This is a genomic window from Exiguobacterium undae DSM 14481 (assembly GCF_000620805.1).
Taxonomy (GTDB): Bacteria; Bacillota; Bacilli; order Exiguobacteriales; family Exiguobacteriaceae; genus Exiguobacterium_A; species Exiguobacterium_A undae.
On the sequence record NZ_JHZV01000008.1, the window covers coordinates 45133 to 62457 of the forward strand.

Annotated in this window: 13 protein-coding genes, 3 pseudogenes and 1 other annotated feature; of the genes and pseudogenes, 5 read left to right on the top strand and 11 right to left on the bottom strand. The window is 36.6% G+C overall.

The features are described 5' to 3' along the window. Positions 1 to 210 precede the first annotated feature (210 nt). From P397_RS0100270 to P397_RS17680, 3 genes and pseudogenes are all read right to left on the bottom strand, one after another. Positions 211 to 1086 (bottom strand): PhzF family phenazine biosynthesis protein, encoded by an 876-nt coding sequence (locus tag P397_RS0100270; protein WP_035413944.1) that lies wholly within the window; start codon positions 1084 to 1086, stop codon positions 211 to 213. Positions 1087 to 1661: 575 nt separating this feature from the next. Next, a complete protein-coding gene (locus P397_RS18115) occupies positions 1662 to 1907 on the bottom strand; it encodes a citrate/2-methylcitrate synthase (RefSeq protein WP_152539575.1) in 246 nt (81 codons plus the stop codon). After that, positions 1816 to 2171 (bottom strand): annotated as a pseudogene (locus tag P397_RS17680) (LD-carboxypeptidase); the annotation flags it as partial. The gene P397_RS18115 and the pseudogene P397_RS17680, both read right to left, overlap by 92 nt. On the opposite strand from P397_RS17680, the gene P397_RS18145 reads away from it, so the two are divergent. After that, positions 2150 to 2266 (top strand): IS3 family transposase, encoded by a 117-nt coding sequence (locus P397_RS18145; protein ID WP_152539576.1) that lies wholly within the window; start codon positions 2150 to 2152, stop codon positions 2264 to 2266. The pseudogene P397_RS17680 and the gene P397_RS18145 sit on opposite strands and share 22 nt — an antisense overlap. Positions 2267 to 2456: 190 nt before the next feature. Here P397_RS18145 and P397_RS0100280 read toward each other — a convergent pair whose 3' ends face one another. The 5 genes and pseudogenes from P397_RS0100280 to P397_RS0100300 form a co-directional block, all read right to left on the bottom strand. Continuing rightward, on the bottom strand, positions 2457 to 3497 hold the full coding sequence (locus P397_RS0100280) for a phosphotransferase (protein ID WP_160168497.1): 1041 nt from the start codon (positions 3495 to 3497) through the stop codon (positions 2457 to 2459). 520 nt (positions 3498 to 4017) lie between these two features. Continuing rightward, complete coding sequence (locus P397_RS0100285) at positions 4018 to 5022, bottom strand: S66 family peptidase (RefSeq protein WP_028105259.1); 1005 nt, start codon at positions 5020 to 5022, stop codon at positions 4018 to 4020. A gap of 42 nt (positions 5023 to 5064) precedes the next feature. Then, a pseudogene (locus P397_RS16945) lies at positions 5065 to 5544 on the bottom strand (IS30 family transposase); the annotation flags it as partial. A gap of 267 nt (positions 5545 to 5811) precedes the next feature. Further along, positions 5812 to 6297 carry a GNAT family N-acetyltransferase gene (locus P397_RS0100295; RefSeq protein ID WP_028105260.1) on the bottom strand — a complete coding sequence of 162 codons (486 nt, stop codon included), beginning with the start codon at positions 6295 to 6297 and terminating at the stop codon, positions 5812 to 5814. A gap of 206 nt (positions 6298 to 6503) precedes the next feature. Further along, complete coding sequence (locus P397_RS0100300; RefSeq protein ID WP_028105261.1) at positions 6504 to 7028, bottom strand: NUDIX hydrolase; 525 nt, start codon at positions 7026 to 7028, stop codon at positions 6504 to 6506. A gap of 535 nt (positions 7029 to 7563) precedes the next feature. Between P397_RS0100300 and P397_RS0100305 the strand changes: the two genes are divergently transcribed. After that, entirely contained in the window at positions 7564 to 8112 is a 549-nt protein-coding gene (locus P397_RS0100305) for a GNAT family N-acetyltransferase (RefSeq protein WP_131972981.1), read from the top strand. On the opposite strand, the pseudogene P397_RS16950 reads toward P397_RS0100305, so the two are convergent. Continuing rightward, positions 8104 to 9041, bottom strand: a pseudogene (locus P397_RS16950) (IS30 family transposase). The gene P397_RS0100305 and the pseudogene P397_RS16950 sit on opposite strands and share 9 nt — an antisense overlap. Positions 9042 to 9255: 214 nt before the next feature. Continuing rightward, positions 9256 to 9521 (top strand) — a binding site (T-box leader). 179 nt (positions 9522 to 9700) lie between these two features. Between P397_RS16950 and P397_RS16955 the strand changes: the two are divergent. After that, positions 9701 to 11014: an MFS transporter gene (locus P397_RS16955; protein WP_081776933.1), complete on the top strand. Its 1314-nt coding sequence runs from the start codon at positions 9701 to 9703 to the stop codon at positions 11012 to 11014. Between the two features lie 156 nt (positions 11015 to 11170). Next, a complete protein-coding gene (locus P397_RS0100325; RefSeq protein WP_028105264.1) occupies positions 11171 to 12034 on the top strand; it encodes an NAD-dependent epimerase/dehydratase family protein in 864 nt (287 codons plus the stop codon). Between the two features lie 1301 nt (positions 12035 to 13335). Here P397_RS0100325 and P397_RS0100345 read toward each other — a convergent pair. Both P397_RS0100345 and P397_RS0100350 read right to left on the bottom strand, forming a co-directional pair. Then, entirely contained in the window at positions 13336 to 13827 is a 492-nt protein-coding gene (locus P397_RS0100345) for a nitroreductase family protein (protein WP_028105266.1), read from the bottom strand. A gap of 1 nt (position 13828) precedes the next feature. Beyond that, on the bottom strand, positions 13829 to 15079 hold the full coding sequence (locus P397_RS0100350; protein ID WP_028105267.1) for an MFS transporter: 1251 nt from the start codon (positions 15077 to 15079) through the stop codon (positions 13829 to 13831). A gap of 188 nt (positions 15080 to 15267) precedes the next feature. On the opposite strand from P397_RS0100350, the gene P397_RS0100355 reads away from it, so the two are divergent. Further along, complete coding sequence (locus tag P397_RS0100355) at positions 15268 to 16536, top strand: helix-turn-helix transcriptional regulator (RefSeq protein WP_028105268.1); 1269 nt, start codon at positions 15268 to 15270, stop codon at positions 16534 to 16536. The last annotated feature ends 789 nt before the right edge of the window (positions 16537 to 17325 follow it).

Consider the following 17325-nt stretch of genomic DNA (forward strand, 5'->3'; position numbering starts at 1 on the left):
CACTCTTTGGATTTACCAAACAAAGGGCTGCTCTCATGACATCTTTCAACTAGTCGTTTCATCATTAGTCCAATGTGGTGTGAATGATCGATATATGTCTGAAGATGTTTACCGACAGACCATTCATAATACACTATCGACCATCTCTATCCTCTGCAGTCAAAATCAGTGAAGATGGCAATCGAGGCGATGATCAGACCGTCCGTCTCTCTATATCGTAATGTATCGTGCACCTACAAAAATACTCCCTCCTTCCATTTCGACCTGCCACTGTGAAGGGTCCGAGTCTGTTCCGCTAACAAGAATGTCGACGGTGCCGGGGCGATTCATCTCATGTCCTTGTTCAATTCTGATTATCTCCGTAGACAGCGGATCAATAAACAGACGATGGTAGACCCCCATCACGCCACATGCAGTCCCAGTGACTGGGTCTTCCACTGTTCCAGCACCGGATGCGGAAAAGTGCCGACCATGCAGATGAGCAGTATGATAGGTCTCGAGACAAATCGGATGTACGGATGCAGTAGGAAATGCGGTCAATACCTGTTGGAATTGTTCGTTGTCTGGCCGCATCCTCTTGAAATCCATCAACCGGCGGATGGGTAAAATGAGTGTCCAGTTTCCTGTGTTGCCATAGACAATTGGTAGACGATCATCGAGATGCTTGATGTCTAATCCGATGGTTACGAGTATGGGACGGACTGCTCCTTGGAACGGAACGATTCGTGGACTCCCTTGCCGTAACCGGAATCGAGTTTTTAAAGCTACCTGTTTTCCTTCGAGAATACCGGCTTGTGTGTTAACCGTGAATGTCTGCGGTATCTGACTAGCTTGTTCTAGCGCGGTCAACGCAGCAATCGTCCCATGACCACAAAGATTCATCTCCTTGCCAGGCGCGAAATAACGCATACGCCACGTCGCATTGCTCGAACGTTGCACAAATGTCGTCTCCGTGAATCCAGCAACATGAGCAATCGATTGCATCTGTTGATGCGTTAGGTGATCTGCTTGGAGGACGACACCGGCCGGGTTACCATGACCGGGCGTTTCCGTGAAGACATCATAATGGAGGACGGTCACATTCATCAAACTACCTCCTCGTTCACCGAAAGTCGTTCTCCGAACGGTGAGACCGCATTAAAATGTTCATTTTTTATCGAGACCGTCTCTGTATAATCATGGAATCTTTCGACACATTCAGGGTGCACGACGGCGTTTATTGCTTGAGATAAGAACAATCGGTCAATCAGATTGACCATCGATGACTTACCGGTGGGCAAGTATCGAATCAAACCACAATCAAGCGTACCGATTCGATTGGCGTATAGGAAATGCTCAACCTCCAGCTTGTCATAAATTCCTTTCCACGCTACGAATCCTGCGACGTAGCACTCTTTTTCTCGCGAATTTACTACTAAAGAAAAATCTGAGGTGCCACTTTTTACAAAAGGAAATATCATAGGTCATCAACCCTTTCCATTTCTTAGTATGTTTTGAGTATACGGAATATTGACATCGGATGTATAAAAAAGCAAGGACAGAACGTCCTTGCCTCAGGTTGATCGCATTTTGTACTACTCGTCTTTTTCGTACCTTGATTCGTCGCAATCAATTAAAAGTTAGAAAGAACGGAGTCTTACATACATCCATTCATTAACCTTTTAGATGAAATCATCTTTCGGGACATCACCCGTGTATTGAGATTGAGGTCTAAAAATACGATTATTTTCAGATTGCTCTAAAATATGAGCAGTCCATCCGACAATACGACTTGCCGTGAAAGTGTTCATGCTTAACAAGAATGATTCAAGAACACTCGAATTCGCCGAACGATGGAACAAGTACTGGACCATAGAGTGTCGGGATGTCGATTTTGGCATAGATCGCGAATAGAATCGCAGTAACATCCGAGTAGCCGATGATGATATACGGATGTGGTTAAAGGCTTCATAATCGATGTACGGAAGAAGCGAGTTTGAGTTCATTCTTCCAATCGTCGACATGATGCATGTGATTTCAGGGTTTCGAATCAAATCATTGATTTCCTCCACCCGTTCTTTGATGCTTCCGGATCTGTAACGGTCCTGTTTTCCAGTAAGCTTTCCTTCTACGATAACGAATCCTCTTTTCTCCAAAATGCTCTCGTACGATGAAATGGTTCTGGGGTGCATTGAAATGCGATATTTACTATCTACATCAATTCGAGAAGTTCGACGAACTCATTTATGCGATTCAGCAATACATTCGATTCTATAACGAAAATTAATACCAAAAACGACTAAGCAGGTTGAGCCCAATAAAATTCAGAACCAACACTGTTTAAGAATTGTTTATTATTTTACCTGTCCAATTGATGATGGGTAGTTCGCTTATTGTTTTTATAGTAATTCTATTTTTAAATTATAAGATTTATTTTTAAAATATAGTAACTCTAAAGTTTTTATACAAAATCCGAACTATAAAATACTCCAATTTCGAAAATCATTATTGATCGTTTGTAAGTTTTCAAATAAGTATTTTTGTAGTTTGGTTCTCCATATAGCAAAGATAAGTAAAGATTCATCTTGTTGAAATTTCAAATATTGTTCGAATCCATACAAAGAGAAAGCGAGTTGATTCAAATAAAAAGCTGGCATTTCATTTATATCATCTCTAGTTAATAATGAATATTTTAAATATTCCTCGATATACTTTTTTAAATCTAAAATATTAATTTCACCACTATGACTTGATTTATGACTGTACGTAAATGATCGAATAATTTCCCAACTTGCAGGTAGAGCTGAAGCAGATGAAAAATCAATTACACTTTCTACACTGTTATTTTTTATTAAAATCTGATTCAAATTAAAATCACCGTGAGTATTTTTAATTGTCAAATTATCAAAATTATTTTTTTCACTTAATTTACTCTCTTTTAAATATTTGATTTTAAAATCTAAACAATTAATAGCTTCTAATATCATAAAATTTGAAGATTCTAAAGAAATAAATTCTTTTTTTATATGTATCATTTTTTCAATTTTTCTTATTTTGCTTTCATTGTCCCATCCACTTTTAGGCATTCCAATTGGAAAATTTGGGAGGTATTTTAAAATTTCATGTAGTTTAGCCAAATACATTGCTGAATCTCTTAATAACCAATCAGGAGCATTATTTTGAGAAAAAATTATTCCTTCGGCTTTTTCTTGAAGGTGAAATATTCTTTCGTTGAATGACCATAAATACTCATTTTTTAGAGTCTTTAAAATTTTAGATGTAGGGAATTTACTGTTTAAAAGTAATTGATTGATAGTAGGCTCTAACTTTAATTTATTCTTATCTATAAAACTTTGAAATTCTTTTAAGATATACGTCTTGTCATTTTTAGAAACTATTTCATATATATTTGCAGAGCCATTGTTAACTTTACTAATGCTGTGTACGTCTATATTATAATGTTCTAATAAATTAATTTTTATACTTTCATTGTTTATTCTACTAGTTTCAATTGCCATAAATAACATCTCTCATCTCTAATTAATTTTATTGGTTAATAACTCCGAATATTTCATCATACTTATGACCATAAATCCTTAACTATTAATTGTTATTTTATGATTTACATCCACAACATTCTTCCAATAGTAAAGTATTTGAATGTTCATTTTAGTATTACAAAGGTTAGTAAGCGAGCTATGGATCGAAATTAGACACAAAATAAAATATCGTCGAGACTAAATTAAATACAGAGTTTCTAGAACAAGTTATTTCAGAAAGCTTTATCGTCATTTTACTTATTCATATAAGATATTCAAGTTATTTAATTACATTGAATACTATTGTGGTAAACACTTTAATCAGTTGTAAAATTAAATTTCTATCGATCTATACGTCACTCTCAAATATAAAAGTAATCACCTGCTTGATTTGCTCCTCAACATGTTAATACTCAATTAATTTTAAAGTCTACTAAGAATTCAACGATTGATTAGGTACATTTTTGAAGCTCTTAAAAGATACATATCCTATGTCAATTTATTTAGCTGTAAAATCACTAATAATAAACACTTTTTTATTAGTAGCATCTAACTTGATTTCAGCTCCTATTGGAAGGGTAAGCATAGGATGCGTGTGACAACAATCGAAGTCGGCAAGGAAAGGTATCTTCGTCTCTCCTAACACCTCTAATAATATTTCATATGGCTTTCTACCTGTACCATTATCGTCAAAGTGTTCATGCTTACCAAGAATGATTCCAGAAACTTTTTCGAAGACTCCATTCACCATCAAGAGCGAAAAACTTCTTTCGATTTCTGCTGCGGTCTTCATCGTATCTTCTATGAAGAGAATATCTCCCTTTTTCATTTCAGGCATATATTCGCTGCCCCAAAAGCCTTGAATTGTGTTTAGATTCCCATCAATGACTCTCCCTGTAGCCGTTCCTTCGTTAACACAAATCCATTCGTTAGGCCGCTGGTCCTTTTCCTTCGTTTTCTCTTTCCAGTTTACGAATTCATCCGTCCAGTATGGGGGGACTTTCATTTCGTACGGTAGCGACTGCTCCTCGATCAATATGTCTTTGAAGTAATCATATGTATGGTTGACGAACGGCTCGAATTCACCGAAGGAAGGAACTAGTGCTGGACCGTAGAACGTCTGAATGCCTGTCTTGGCATAAATTGCGAGTAAGATAGCTGTGACATCCGAGTATCCTATTATGATTTTCGGATGTTGCTTGAATGCTTCATAGTCTATGTATGGAAGGAGGGAGTTCGAGTTCATCCCACCAATCGTTGACATGATACATTTAATTGTAGGGTTTCTAATCAACTCGTTGAGTTCATCTGCTCGTTCTTTAATGCCTCCGGATCTGTAATGATCTTGTTTTCCTGTAAGTTTTCCCTCTATGATATTAAATCCCTTCTCTTCTAAGAATGACTTAGCCCGATTGAATCGTTTAGGACTTGAATAAGTAACCGGTGAGGACGGTGAAAAAATACCTATCGAGTCACCTGCTCTTAATTTAATTAATTTTTTCATTAGTCTCTTCCCTTGAACCAGACTTTTTTATAAGACGGTTTGTCAAATTAAGTGCAACACTTCTTCCGTGAAGACCTCGTATGTAGTTTTCCAGTTGAGACATTTTCGTGGTCTCCCATTGATCCAGGCGAGCGCTTGAGCGAGCTCAGAACGCCTGACCTTTCCGAAGTCTGTCCCCTTCGGGAAAAATTCACGGAGAAGACCATTGGCGTTCTCGTTACTCCCACGCTACCAAGAAGAATACGGATCCGCGAAATACATCGGTACGCCTAACGTGTCACGAATTCGCTCATGACAGCTAAACTCTTTTCCACGATCTGTGGTCGCCGTTTGGAACGTTTCCAACGGGAAGTAGAGATGCAATGCTTGAATCGCAGACTCCATCGATTGAGCGGACCGATCTTCCATCGGTACAGCGAGATAAAAACGGCTCTTTCGCTCGACGAACGTTGCGACACAGCCTTTGGATTTCCCTCTACCCGAGACAACAGTATCAAGCTCCCAATGTCCGAACGTTTGACGCCCCAGGCGTCCCGCAATCTTTCGGGCAGAGAAACCTAGCTCTGGATACGTCTCTATTTTGACTCTTTCTGATGTGGTAAGATGAACATAGCTCATAACGAATCCTCCGTTGAATTTTGTGTGATAACTCTATTCTACACGAGGCCGTTATGGTTTTTTTTGTGTTTTCAGTTAGGTGTTGCACTTAATATTACAATTCGTCAAATATAAATTATGTTTATAAAAGCTTCCGATAATCCAATAATCTGTATCGAAAGAAGCAAGAGGTTATTTTGATATTGAATACATATGAACATCTTGACCACGTAATATGATCTCTTTTTCTAAGTTCATCCCCACTTTGGTGGCCACCTTCTTTGAAGCAATGTTTCCAGGTGGAATTAACGCAATAAGTTTTTCTTCAGAAAGAACATTAAGTCCATAATTTCTTAGTGCTTCTGCCGCTTCAGTAGCATACCCTTTTCCCCAGTGTTCGCGAGAAATGCAATAGCCTATCTCTACTTGTTCCATACCATCAATGGTTTGAGGAATTAGACCAGCATGTCCTATTGGATTATTAACTTCTTTATCTACTAATAACATTAACCCCTTATTCGAACCAGAATCATATGTTTTATAAATCCACTCTAGAAAATCTTGAGCACCCTCTCTATTTCTTATTTTGCCTTCACCTATATACCTAACCATTTCTGGATCGCTTACTAACGAAAGTAAGAATTCAAAATCATCATTACTGCATTTGCGGAATTCCAATCTCTCTCATTCGATTGTCATTTTAATTTCTCCTTTTATCTTTCAAATTAAAAATTATTCTGATTATACTATAATTTCATGTTTGAAAAAGAGAAATTCTAAAACATGAATTTATGTGCGTTGGCTTGTGGATTAAAGGATTGTGCATACTATTATGCGAAAGCACTTCCGATAATCTGATGATATGTAAACTAATTCTTTAAATTTTATATCTTCATTAATTTCTTTTGTAAAGTCTCTAATTCTTTATGATACAATTGGTATCTTTCCCATACTGTAGGAACGATGTGGCCCATTTTATTCATTTCTTTCAATTCATTTAATGTAGCCCATTTAGCATCGCATACTTCCCCCGACTGTAAAATCAACTCGCTAATTTCAATATTCCTCGTGCTTACGTATAAATAGCTGTCTAAGAAATAATTGCCCTTTTTCATCTCTCCTAAGTATTGAAGATCTGCTGGATTTACAACTATTCCTGTTTCTTCTTCGAGTTCTCGAATTGCTCCATCTATGCTACCTTCTCCAGCATTAACCGAACCTCCTGTACTTTCCCACAGTAATGGATAAGATTTTAGAGGATCTCTTTGAGTCAATAAAATTTGAGCGTCAGCATTAAACGTAAATATTTCTACCACAACATGGAATTCACCACGTTGCAACTCATTCCCTCTAGTATGCAGCTTACCTAATAGCTTTCGTGATTCATCAACTAAATCCCAAATTTCCAATTAAAATACCTCCTTTTGCTTTTTCAATAAATAATGCTTCTGATATCGTGGGTCTTCTCTATGCGAAAAATTTTTACAGGATTTTACTAATATATCATGTTTTCATATTATTTGGATAATAAGAAATGAATAATATGAGTTTTAAAGAGACATCAAAACCGTTCGTAAAAGTACGAGTTTCGGAACAAAGAAATAGAAAGTTGATTTTTTATTGACTTGTTATAATATTTCAACTATTCTAGATAAAATGTAAATATCAAGCAATTAGTAAATTTAAGGACTAGTAAATAAACGGTACTTTCTCAGAGAGGATATCGAAAGCTGAAAGATATCCAAAAGATGTTTATTGAACCTACCTTTCATAAACTGTATTGAAAAATATAGCGGTTTATCCCGTTATCCATTTAGAGAGTAAAGCTTTGCTTTAAATAAGGGTGATACCACCTCCAGGGGGGCTTTTTGTTTAAAAGCAGGGCTTTTTTGTTTTTCTAAGTGGATTGTCAACTTAGTGATGAAATGAAGGGATTTTATAAAAATGATTAAGTTAGTGAAACATCGAGAGGAATATAGTGAGGAAATTTTTAGACTTTCTTCGGCACTTCCGGTGAAAGATGCGCTGGGTCTTCCTGACGGAACAATTGAAGATACAAAACGCTTTATACAGCGAGTTATCGAGGAAGAGCAAGCAGGTAAAACAGTTCCTCGTGTGATTCTGAATGAAGCAAATAAACTAATCGGTCTCACTGATTTAATGTTTATTGATTACGACAAAAAATCATGTCATATCGGTACATGGATTGGCCATGAGTATTGGGGACAAGGATATAATGAAGCATCCAAAATTGCTATTTTACAAATTGCTTTTGAAGAATTAAAACTGGACTATGTTTTTGCAGGAGCAAGGGTTATAAACATTCGATCACAAAAAGCGCAAGAAAAGCTGCCGTTTATTCGTCTGGATGTAGCGTCTAAATTCCCAGAGGAAATTAAGGCTTTGGAAAAAAAAGAAAAGCAACCCTGTATTCTAAACGTTTTCTATAAAGAGGATTTTTTGAATTATTTATATGACGGTTTGTCAAATTAAGTGCAACACTTCTTCCGTGAAGACCTCGTATGCAGTTTTCCAGTTGAGACATTTTCGTGGTCTCCCATTGATCCAGGCGAGCGCTTAAGCGAGTTCAGAACGCCTGACCTTTCCGAAGTCTGTCCCCTTCGGGAAAAATTCACGGAGAAGACCATTGGCGTTCTCGTTACTCCCACGCTGCCAAGAAGAATACGGATCTGCAAAATACATCGGTACGCCTAACGTGTCACGAATTCGCTCATGACAGCTAAACTCTTTTCCACGATCTGTCGTCGCCGTTTGGAACGTTCCCAACGGGAAGTAGAGATGCAAGGCTTGAATCGCAGACTCCATCGATTGAGCGGACCGATCTTTCATCGGTACAGCGAGATAAAAACGGCTCTTTCGCTCGACGAACGTTGCGACACAGGCTTTGGATTTCCCTCTACCCGAGACAACAGTATCAAGCTCCCAATTTCCGAACGTTTGACGCCCTTTGACGTCGGCTGGACGTTTACTGATTGGTAGTCCGACGTGAAGCGTCCACGCGTCTCACGTGGTTTCTGACGCTTTCCCTTTTGTCGAAGGAGTCCAGAATCGGCCTCGACGAGGCCCGTATAGATCCAACGATAAATTGTCTTGAACGAGAGTCCTTCTTCTTGGAATAATCGTCCGGCAATCTGTTCAGGCGACCACGTCTCCTGTAACTTTTCGAGGATGCGGACTCCTTTTTCGAGCGTAAACTTCGTCCGTGCACCGCACTTCTTTTTTCGCTCCACATAACGCTGGTCAGCATGAGAAGAATCGCAGTGAGGATTTCGTTTTAATTCTCGTGAAATCGTAGAAGGTTGACGCCCCAGGCGTCCCGCAATCTTTCGGGCAGAGAAATCTAGCTCGAGATACGTCTCTATTTTGACTCTTTCTGATGTGGTAAGATGAACATAGCTCATGACGAATCCTCCGTTGAATTTTGTGTGGTAACTCTATTCTACACGAGGCCGTTATGGGTTTTTTTGTGTTTTCAGTTAGGTGTTGCACTTAATATTACAATTCGTCTAATAGATATAAAGATAAAGGGTCTAATCCTTATTTTATTCCAATATTTCGCATTTATTGGTTTACATTATGGTTTGATACATGATAAGATTGGAAAAATTTCATTTGAGAAAAGCAATGATGAGAAAAGTACATACATCAAACTTTTTGTAGAGAGCTCCGATTGGTGGGAAGGAGTAAAAGTCATGTGTCGAAACAAGCCTCTGAGCAGCATGGTGGAAATCCTCTTTAGCAGGTGTGGATATCATGACGGGAGCTCCCGTTATAGAGCTTAGGTAATCGCCATATTTTTCTGGCTGTACCGAATGAGGTTGATACGGTGACGTATCGACGAACAGGGGTGGCACCACGATTTTAGTAATCTCGTCCCCAAGACAGCAGTCTTGGGGGTGGGATTTTTTTTGTCGTTCGTAACAACGCTTAGTCTGTTTTAATGATCAAACGCTTGAAGTCTGAAATACCAATGGCTGCCACAAGAAGGTTGCCGGATTTTTACTAGTGCTCACGTTACGTCGATTAGGAATCATCTTCGTTTCGCTGACATCCAGTTTTTATGTGGCACGACACCTTCAAGAATCATGTAATCAAGTACTACTTGCTAAAATCTAATTTAGGAGATGATGGTTTGAACGTTCATAAATGGAAATATCCAGGGTTACTATTAGTAGGTGTAGGAATCTCGAACTTGGGCGCATGGATTTATTTTATCGCCTTGAACTTAATCGTATTAGAGATGACTGGCTCTCCGTTCGCAGTCTCTGTTTTATATATCTTGTTACCAATCTCAGCATTCGTCACGAGCCTCTGGTCTGGTAGCTTCATCGATCGCGTTAATAAAAGAAATCTCATGCTGGTTTTGGATTTATCAAGAGCTCTCCTAGTTTTTTTGTTGGCATTCACTGATTCACTCCTTGTCATCTATACCTTCGTCTTCTTCTTGAACATAGCAAATACAATGTTCGAGTCTTCGTCAATGATTTACATGACAAAGCTCGTTCCCGAAGGTAGCCGTCAAAAGTTCAATGCACTTAAAAATTTCATACAATCATGTGGTTTCATACTAGGTCCATCCGTCGCTGGCTTGTTGTTCATCGTCGGGTCACCAACTTCCGCAATCCAATTGAACGCACTCGCCCTCATCATCTCTGCTACCATATTATTTTTATTACCTGACCTAGAGGAAAAGGTAACATCCATCGAAAGCGAGAAATTGACAATACATCTCATCCTAAAGGATTGGAAAGAAATATATCGATTTACGCATTCAAATAAATATATTACGCTCGTCTATTCACTGTATTGCTTGATGGTCGTCTTCATGAGTAGTCTAGATTCTTTGGAAGCATCCTTCGCAACTCAGGTACTGAATTTTTCTGAGAGCACCTATGGATTTTTGGTCAGCATCGCGGGGGGCGGTATCGTCTTGGGATCCATCCTCAACGTAGCATTCGATAGAAATCTCAGTCTGCGCTTCTTGATTTGCTTCGGTGGTTTCTTTACACCACTGGGATACTTGATTTTTTCTTTGTCCCAATCGTTTACCATGGCTTCGCTAGGATTCTTCTTGCTGACGTTTTCCCTATCCTTCGCCAATACAGGGTTCATGTCGTTCTATCAAACGAATGTACCTACGGAAATCATGGGAAGATTCTCGGCCGTTCTTCATGCTACTCAATCCGTTCTTATCATTACACTGACGTTCATAATAGGTTCCGCGGCAGAATTTGTTTCTATCCGAAACACGTACAGCATCTTTTCCATCTTATTTTTTACATTTGGATTTTTAATCGGATATATAGTGCTGAAAAAAAACAAAAAGTCCTATTACGCCTCGACAGAACGAATCGATTTTACGAAGGTATCATAAAAAATTCAAGAAAAGATCTCAGTCCCCACATCAGTTCTCTTTTGTACGGGGACGCACTTTCATATTCATGATGCATCATGAAACTAGCATGAAGAGAAGGAATAAAATTTCTGATGCTGATGAATCTTTCACTTTGAACTAAAGGAGTGCTCAAAATTGCGCCTAGAAAACATACGAATCCTGGTTACTGGAATGACTGGAACATTAGGTACTCGAATCGCCCTTCGTTTGATACCAAAAGCATTAGAGGTACGAGGTCTCTACCGTACAAAAGAGCAGACGGCAGGAAATGTACCTAAAAGATTACTTCCAATCATTGGTGAACTTAACGACCAAGCTTCGCTCGTAGCTGCTATGAAAGATGTCGACTTACTGATTCACTGTGCGGCATATCTCGGTGGCCCAGTACGTGCTGAAGAAGCAAACGTTACTGGCATATCCAATTTGGCAAAGGCAGCGACACACGCTGGCGTAAAGCGTATCATCCATCTTTCAACGACTTCTGTTTACGGTGAGACAGATGGTCATTTCACCGAAGAATCCCCAACGTCTGACACGGATCAAGTCTATATCAAAACTAAAATTCTTTCTGAACAAATCCTTTTAAAAGAAACACCGCACACGGATGTCATCATCTTACGTCCCGGAGCAATATGTGCAGAGGTCAACTCGCATTGGGGAGATCATCAGGTGCGGAGGATGAAGATGGCTGATTACGTAACATGGGTCCATCCAAAAGATATCGTCCCATGGGTCCATGCCGACAATTTAGTAGAAATGATCATCCTCACGCTAAGCAAGGGACGGGATGGAGACATCTTCAATGCGATTGACTTGAACGTTCCCGAAACATCTTTCCGTATGCGACTGATTGAGGCCAGCGGAAGGCCTTATCACATTCCAAATAGGTCTATCGAACGCCCGACCTACTCGAACGAGAAGATGTATGAGCTTGGCTATCGTCCCATCCGAAGTTTCGAGAAGACGATGGAGGAACTGATTTCGTCATTCAGAACATGACTCTCATCTCGTATAGATCAAGTAAGTCGCAAATTCTTAATGTTTTTCATGAATTCAGTAGGACGCTCCAAATAGCATCAAATGAAAAATGGATAATGTGAAAAGACCTGGATACTTTCAGCTGAAAGTATCCAGGTCTTTCGTGTTCTCGGGGCTAAGGCGTCTTAATTTCTCATCATAGAACGAATCGACTTCTTCGGTCGGGAGACCTTCCGCTGCTGACGATACTAAGAAAGACGGAAGACACCTCAACATCTCATCAGCGTTCTCCAATTTTTTCAGATCCAATAACGTTCCTTCCTCTACTTCTTCTTTCATATTGAGATTCGCATGGCCTCAGCAAACATCAGGATCACGACTTGTCTACCATCGACTCATACATCCGGACCATGGATAGTAGATGTTCGAATGCCTCCTCGACTAGGCCCTGTCCTTTGGAAATATTAGCCTTCACGGAGCAATGTACGATCCCCTGCTTTTCTGCCGACCTCATCGCCTTCTCGACAAATCGTAAGGCCGTGGTATTTTCTTGTCAATCGAGTTCGATCTGTCCGAGAAGGAACAGACAGCATCTTTACTTTTAGCATACCGTCGTCATCAAGCAGTCCCATGTGCTGTTCACACAGTTCCTTCGCTTCCCTTCCTTGTTCAACACGTAATAAGTCGCCGCGAGCTCAATAGGAGCTATTCCCAGTACTCGGTTCATTATTCTGTTTCTGGATAATACGGGGACGTTCGTGTAGAAGTGCGCTAATCGATAATCTATAGAACGTTCCCTGCAACGAGGAATGAATGCTGTACCAGCTAACTTCATCCAAATTTTTTTGAGCTACGATGAGTCTGTCTGCTCTAATCAGTTCCTCTAATCTCTTGAGAACGATTTTCCCGCACTCCTTCACATCCTCGTCACCTTCTTTGTCCTAACACTGTATAGTCATTGTTACCTGTCAAGTAACGTTTAACAATTTTCAATTTGAATACTTTCGTAAACCTGATCATAAAAAACACTCCATAATAGTTGGATTTAAATGTCCAACTTTTATGGAGTAGTTCGGAATGTAATTTTTTATCAGATGTACATCATTTAGAGTTCGATTCAAGTAAAGAGAATACGGATTTTTACGATTTTATGTTCCTATAACTATCTGACTTAAGATTATTTCGTCCTCATCTAGATCAAATAAATCTTTATATTTGTGATCAAAATATCCACCACATATAAAGTGCTTGATACCAACGCTTTCAGAAAGTAAACAAATATTATGTTGTAAGTGACCAGTTTCTAAGTTAATAAAGCGATATCATCTTGTTCCATACTTCTTTTCAACTTTGTCAAATTTGGAAATGATAAAAAGTACTACGTTACTTCCAATAATATTACTATGCTGTAAATTTGCAGTTTGAATAAACTCTTTTGCATTAAGTAATCTTACAGGAATCAGTTCATCTAACTGATCATCGTATAGGTACACGCCATTTTCTACTTCACTGACATTATTTATTATTATCCCAATTTTCAAGCTCATTAAGTCACCAGCTGAAGGATAAAAATTGCTATAGTAGAGAAGATATTCTAGTATTTCTTTAGACATAGAATCTCCGCTAAAATTCCTAGTAGATTTTCTATTCATCAATACAGTTAGTAAATTGTTCTCTATTTTTAACTTGTTTTTTTTAAAAGGTTTTTTATTTTTTGTTTTAACCTCTTCTTCGTTAAAAAATTTTTGAATTTTACTTGTGAACTCTAAATAATTTTGATGGTTTAAATCTCCATGTATTTTCTCATAAGTCATTTTATTTACCTACCTTGGTTTGACTTACTTCACCCTTTAAGTTTTCTTCTCTCATAGTAACTTTTTTCTTACTGAAAGCTATGAAAGTTAGTAAAGTTACAAAAATAAAACCAGTAATAGAAAAGCTTAAAAAGACTAATTTTACACTCACAAACTTGGTCATATAACCAGATAAAAAATAGAAAAACGTTGAACTCAGAGTTGAAAGTGCCACCATAGAAGAACGTACTCTACCGAGCAAGTTTTCTGGTGTATTCTGCTGTAGCATTGTCGCAAATGGAATACCAAATAAACTTAGCGCTGCACCTAATAATGTAAACATTAAAACGCTCAGCACAATATTTTCAAAATATGATAATCCTATCATGAATATCCCTTGTAGCATTATAGAAATATAAAACATATGTTCTAACTTTATATTTTTCATTAGAGAAGATTTTGCATAATAAAGTGAAGCTAGGATTCCTCCTACTACTGTTGCGATTTGAATATACGAAAACCATTCAGCCCCCCTACCCAATACTCTTTCTACAAATGGAGCTAATAAAGTATTAGATGGAGTAATTATTAAATTTGCTAAAATCGCAGCTATTAGGATTTTTAGAAGTGCTTTATCTTTACTTAGATATCTAAATCCTATTTTTAAAGATTTAAAGTATTCAAAAGACTTTACATTATTATCTATTTCATCGCTCTCTTTATTACTTTTTAAATTTATAATTAGTAATAAGGCAAATACATGAGCTACCGCTTCAAAAAAGATGATATTTTGAATACTGAAGTTTGCTATAAAAATACCTCCGAGAAGCAACCCGACTAAACTCCCAATTCGATCTAATGTATTCAAGTAAGAGTTTGCTTTTAACAACATTTCATCTTCTACAATGATTTTTACTAATTTAAAACTAGCGTTTGACGCAACAATTTGAATCGCAGTTTGACAAAGAACTAGTAAAACTAGAAATGTTATTGTGTATTCTTCTTTAAAAATAGCAAGATACACAGTAAAGAGTAATATCACTCTTAAACTAATTGATATTTTTAAAAGCTTAAACCCATCATAGTGATCTATAATTGGTCCACCAAAAGTAGAAAATAAAAACCTCATTAAGAATACAGAAGCAATCATTAAAGATAATTGAAAAGGATTCAGAATTTGAGCGCTAAACCAGTATACAGCTATGTAAGAAACGCTATTTCCTAAAACAGATATTATATTTGAGATATAAAATAATTTAAACTCTTTTGACATGTTAATCCCCTTTTTTGTTATTATAAATAAAAAATCATTAAAATTTTTAAAAAGTTAAAAAAAATAACTTTTTACTGCATATCATAAACTTAATTTTTTACTATCATATTGTCAATATGAAACAACATTATTGTTATCTTTATTTTTTCTACTTTTAAGTAACAATATGAATTAAAGGAGAAGATTGTATGTCCAGTGTAGGAGAACTTTTAAGATCAGTTCGTAAGCAGCGGAAAATGACCCAAGATCAGCTTTCTAAAGGCATTGTAAACAGGAGTTATATAAGTCAGATTGAGAAAAACTTGGTTCAACCTTCATTTAAAACGATGACCCAATTATCTAAACGACTTGATATTGATGTATCTATCTTTTATGGTGAAACAGAATTAGTAGTACTTTCGATTTCTGAGATAAAAAATTTAATTAGAACTTCAAAGCAACAATTACAATTGAATCAAGCATACAGTATTAAAAATTCCGTCAAAAAGCTTATTGAATTGCCATTAGATCAATTGAATAAACTAAGCGTAAGTGAAAAATGTGACTACTATTATTCAATTTCTTTGTATTATTTTTTGGATAAAAAATACGATGAATCTCTAAAATATACTGAAAAAGGACTTGATATTTCTAAGCAAAATCATTCGGACGTCCATCATACAGAATTTTTAATTCAGATATCTAAATGTTACATTCAAAAAAATCAATACCACGATGCTCTAAGGTATTTAAATGAGGCACATAATTTAATTGTCTCATCACAACTAAGTAACTTATTGAAGATAGAAGTTTTGCTTAATATGGGAATCTGCCACGGAAGGATTGGGGAGTATTACTCAAGTATTCGATTATGCAATGAGGCTAATCACATTAATGAGCTTTCGAACTCTACTCATAAAAGCGGAGAATTATTCATGACTCTAGGAATTTGTTATAAAAAAATAAATGACTTAAAAGCCTCAAAAAAGTATTATGAGAAAGCCAATAGCTTTTTCACTCTATTTAATAACACTTTCAATAAAGCGGGTACTTTAGTTAACTTAGGTATTATTTACAGAGAAATGAATAATGCATCAAAATCACTAGAATATTTATATACAGCAAAAACAAATTTTGAAGAATTAAATGATACTTATCAAATTTGGAACTGCAAAATTGAGATATTTAAAAGTACACTATTAGAAGATAAATTCACAATAAATAATGTTGAAGAAGAATTTAGAAGTCTAATCACATATTTACCTAACGCCTTTATCAACTTGAAAACAGACTTATATATTACAATGTTGACATGTTATTTATCTCACGAAAAATATGAAGAAGCCTTAAATCTCATTAACAACACCGATAATTTTTCAGAGAAAGACTTATATTTCGCTAAAATTTATTTCAATCTTGGATTAATTGATAAATCATCTTATTTTTTCAACAAGTATCATAGCGAAAATTCAAAATAAGAGGACTAAATTGTATATTAAGTGCACCGTTTATCTAGTTACAGAAACTTTATACTTCAATCCTAACTTCTCAAATATCTTTCTCGATTCGACTGTATATTCCAATTTTATCATTGCTCTTTAGGATCTCGCTGGTTGGTAGAAATGAGACGTGTATATTAAATTTCCTAAAAAGCTCAAGTAAAGAACGAGTAATTTCAGAAAAAAATAATTGATTTGTTTTTTTAGAACAGTATGTATTTCAACGTTGAAATGTATACTGTTTTTTTTTAGTCTTATAAAAAAATTCACCAATTAAGTCGACTTTTTGAATAATTAAACGATTTGAGATTCCGATCTAGCCAAACTGTTACTTCTAAGAGACCTTTACATAAAACTTGTTCTTTCCATGACGAAAACGCTTCACGAGCAACTTCAAGGAAATACCCTTCCAAAAGCCATAATACATTGTGAATGTGGGTTCTATTATATTCATCTTGCCTATCAGGCACGTATATGTGAGATGGACATTAATTGTGCGATAAAATCCTCTGTTCTTTAAGCACTTGAAAATCGCATCAGTTGATTATCCATTAGCATCTGGTCGATACGTACATTGATTATTAAAATATTAAACAAAAATATCGAAAACTACAAAAAATGACTCCGGTACATTACCGAAATCATCTCATAGTAGCTTAAACATTAAAGGTACATTTATTAGTTTATCAAAACTATAAAGAACAGTTCAAAATTAATTTCATATGTTTATTTTTAGAAATGGACACACTACTTTTATGAAAGTAACAA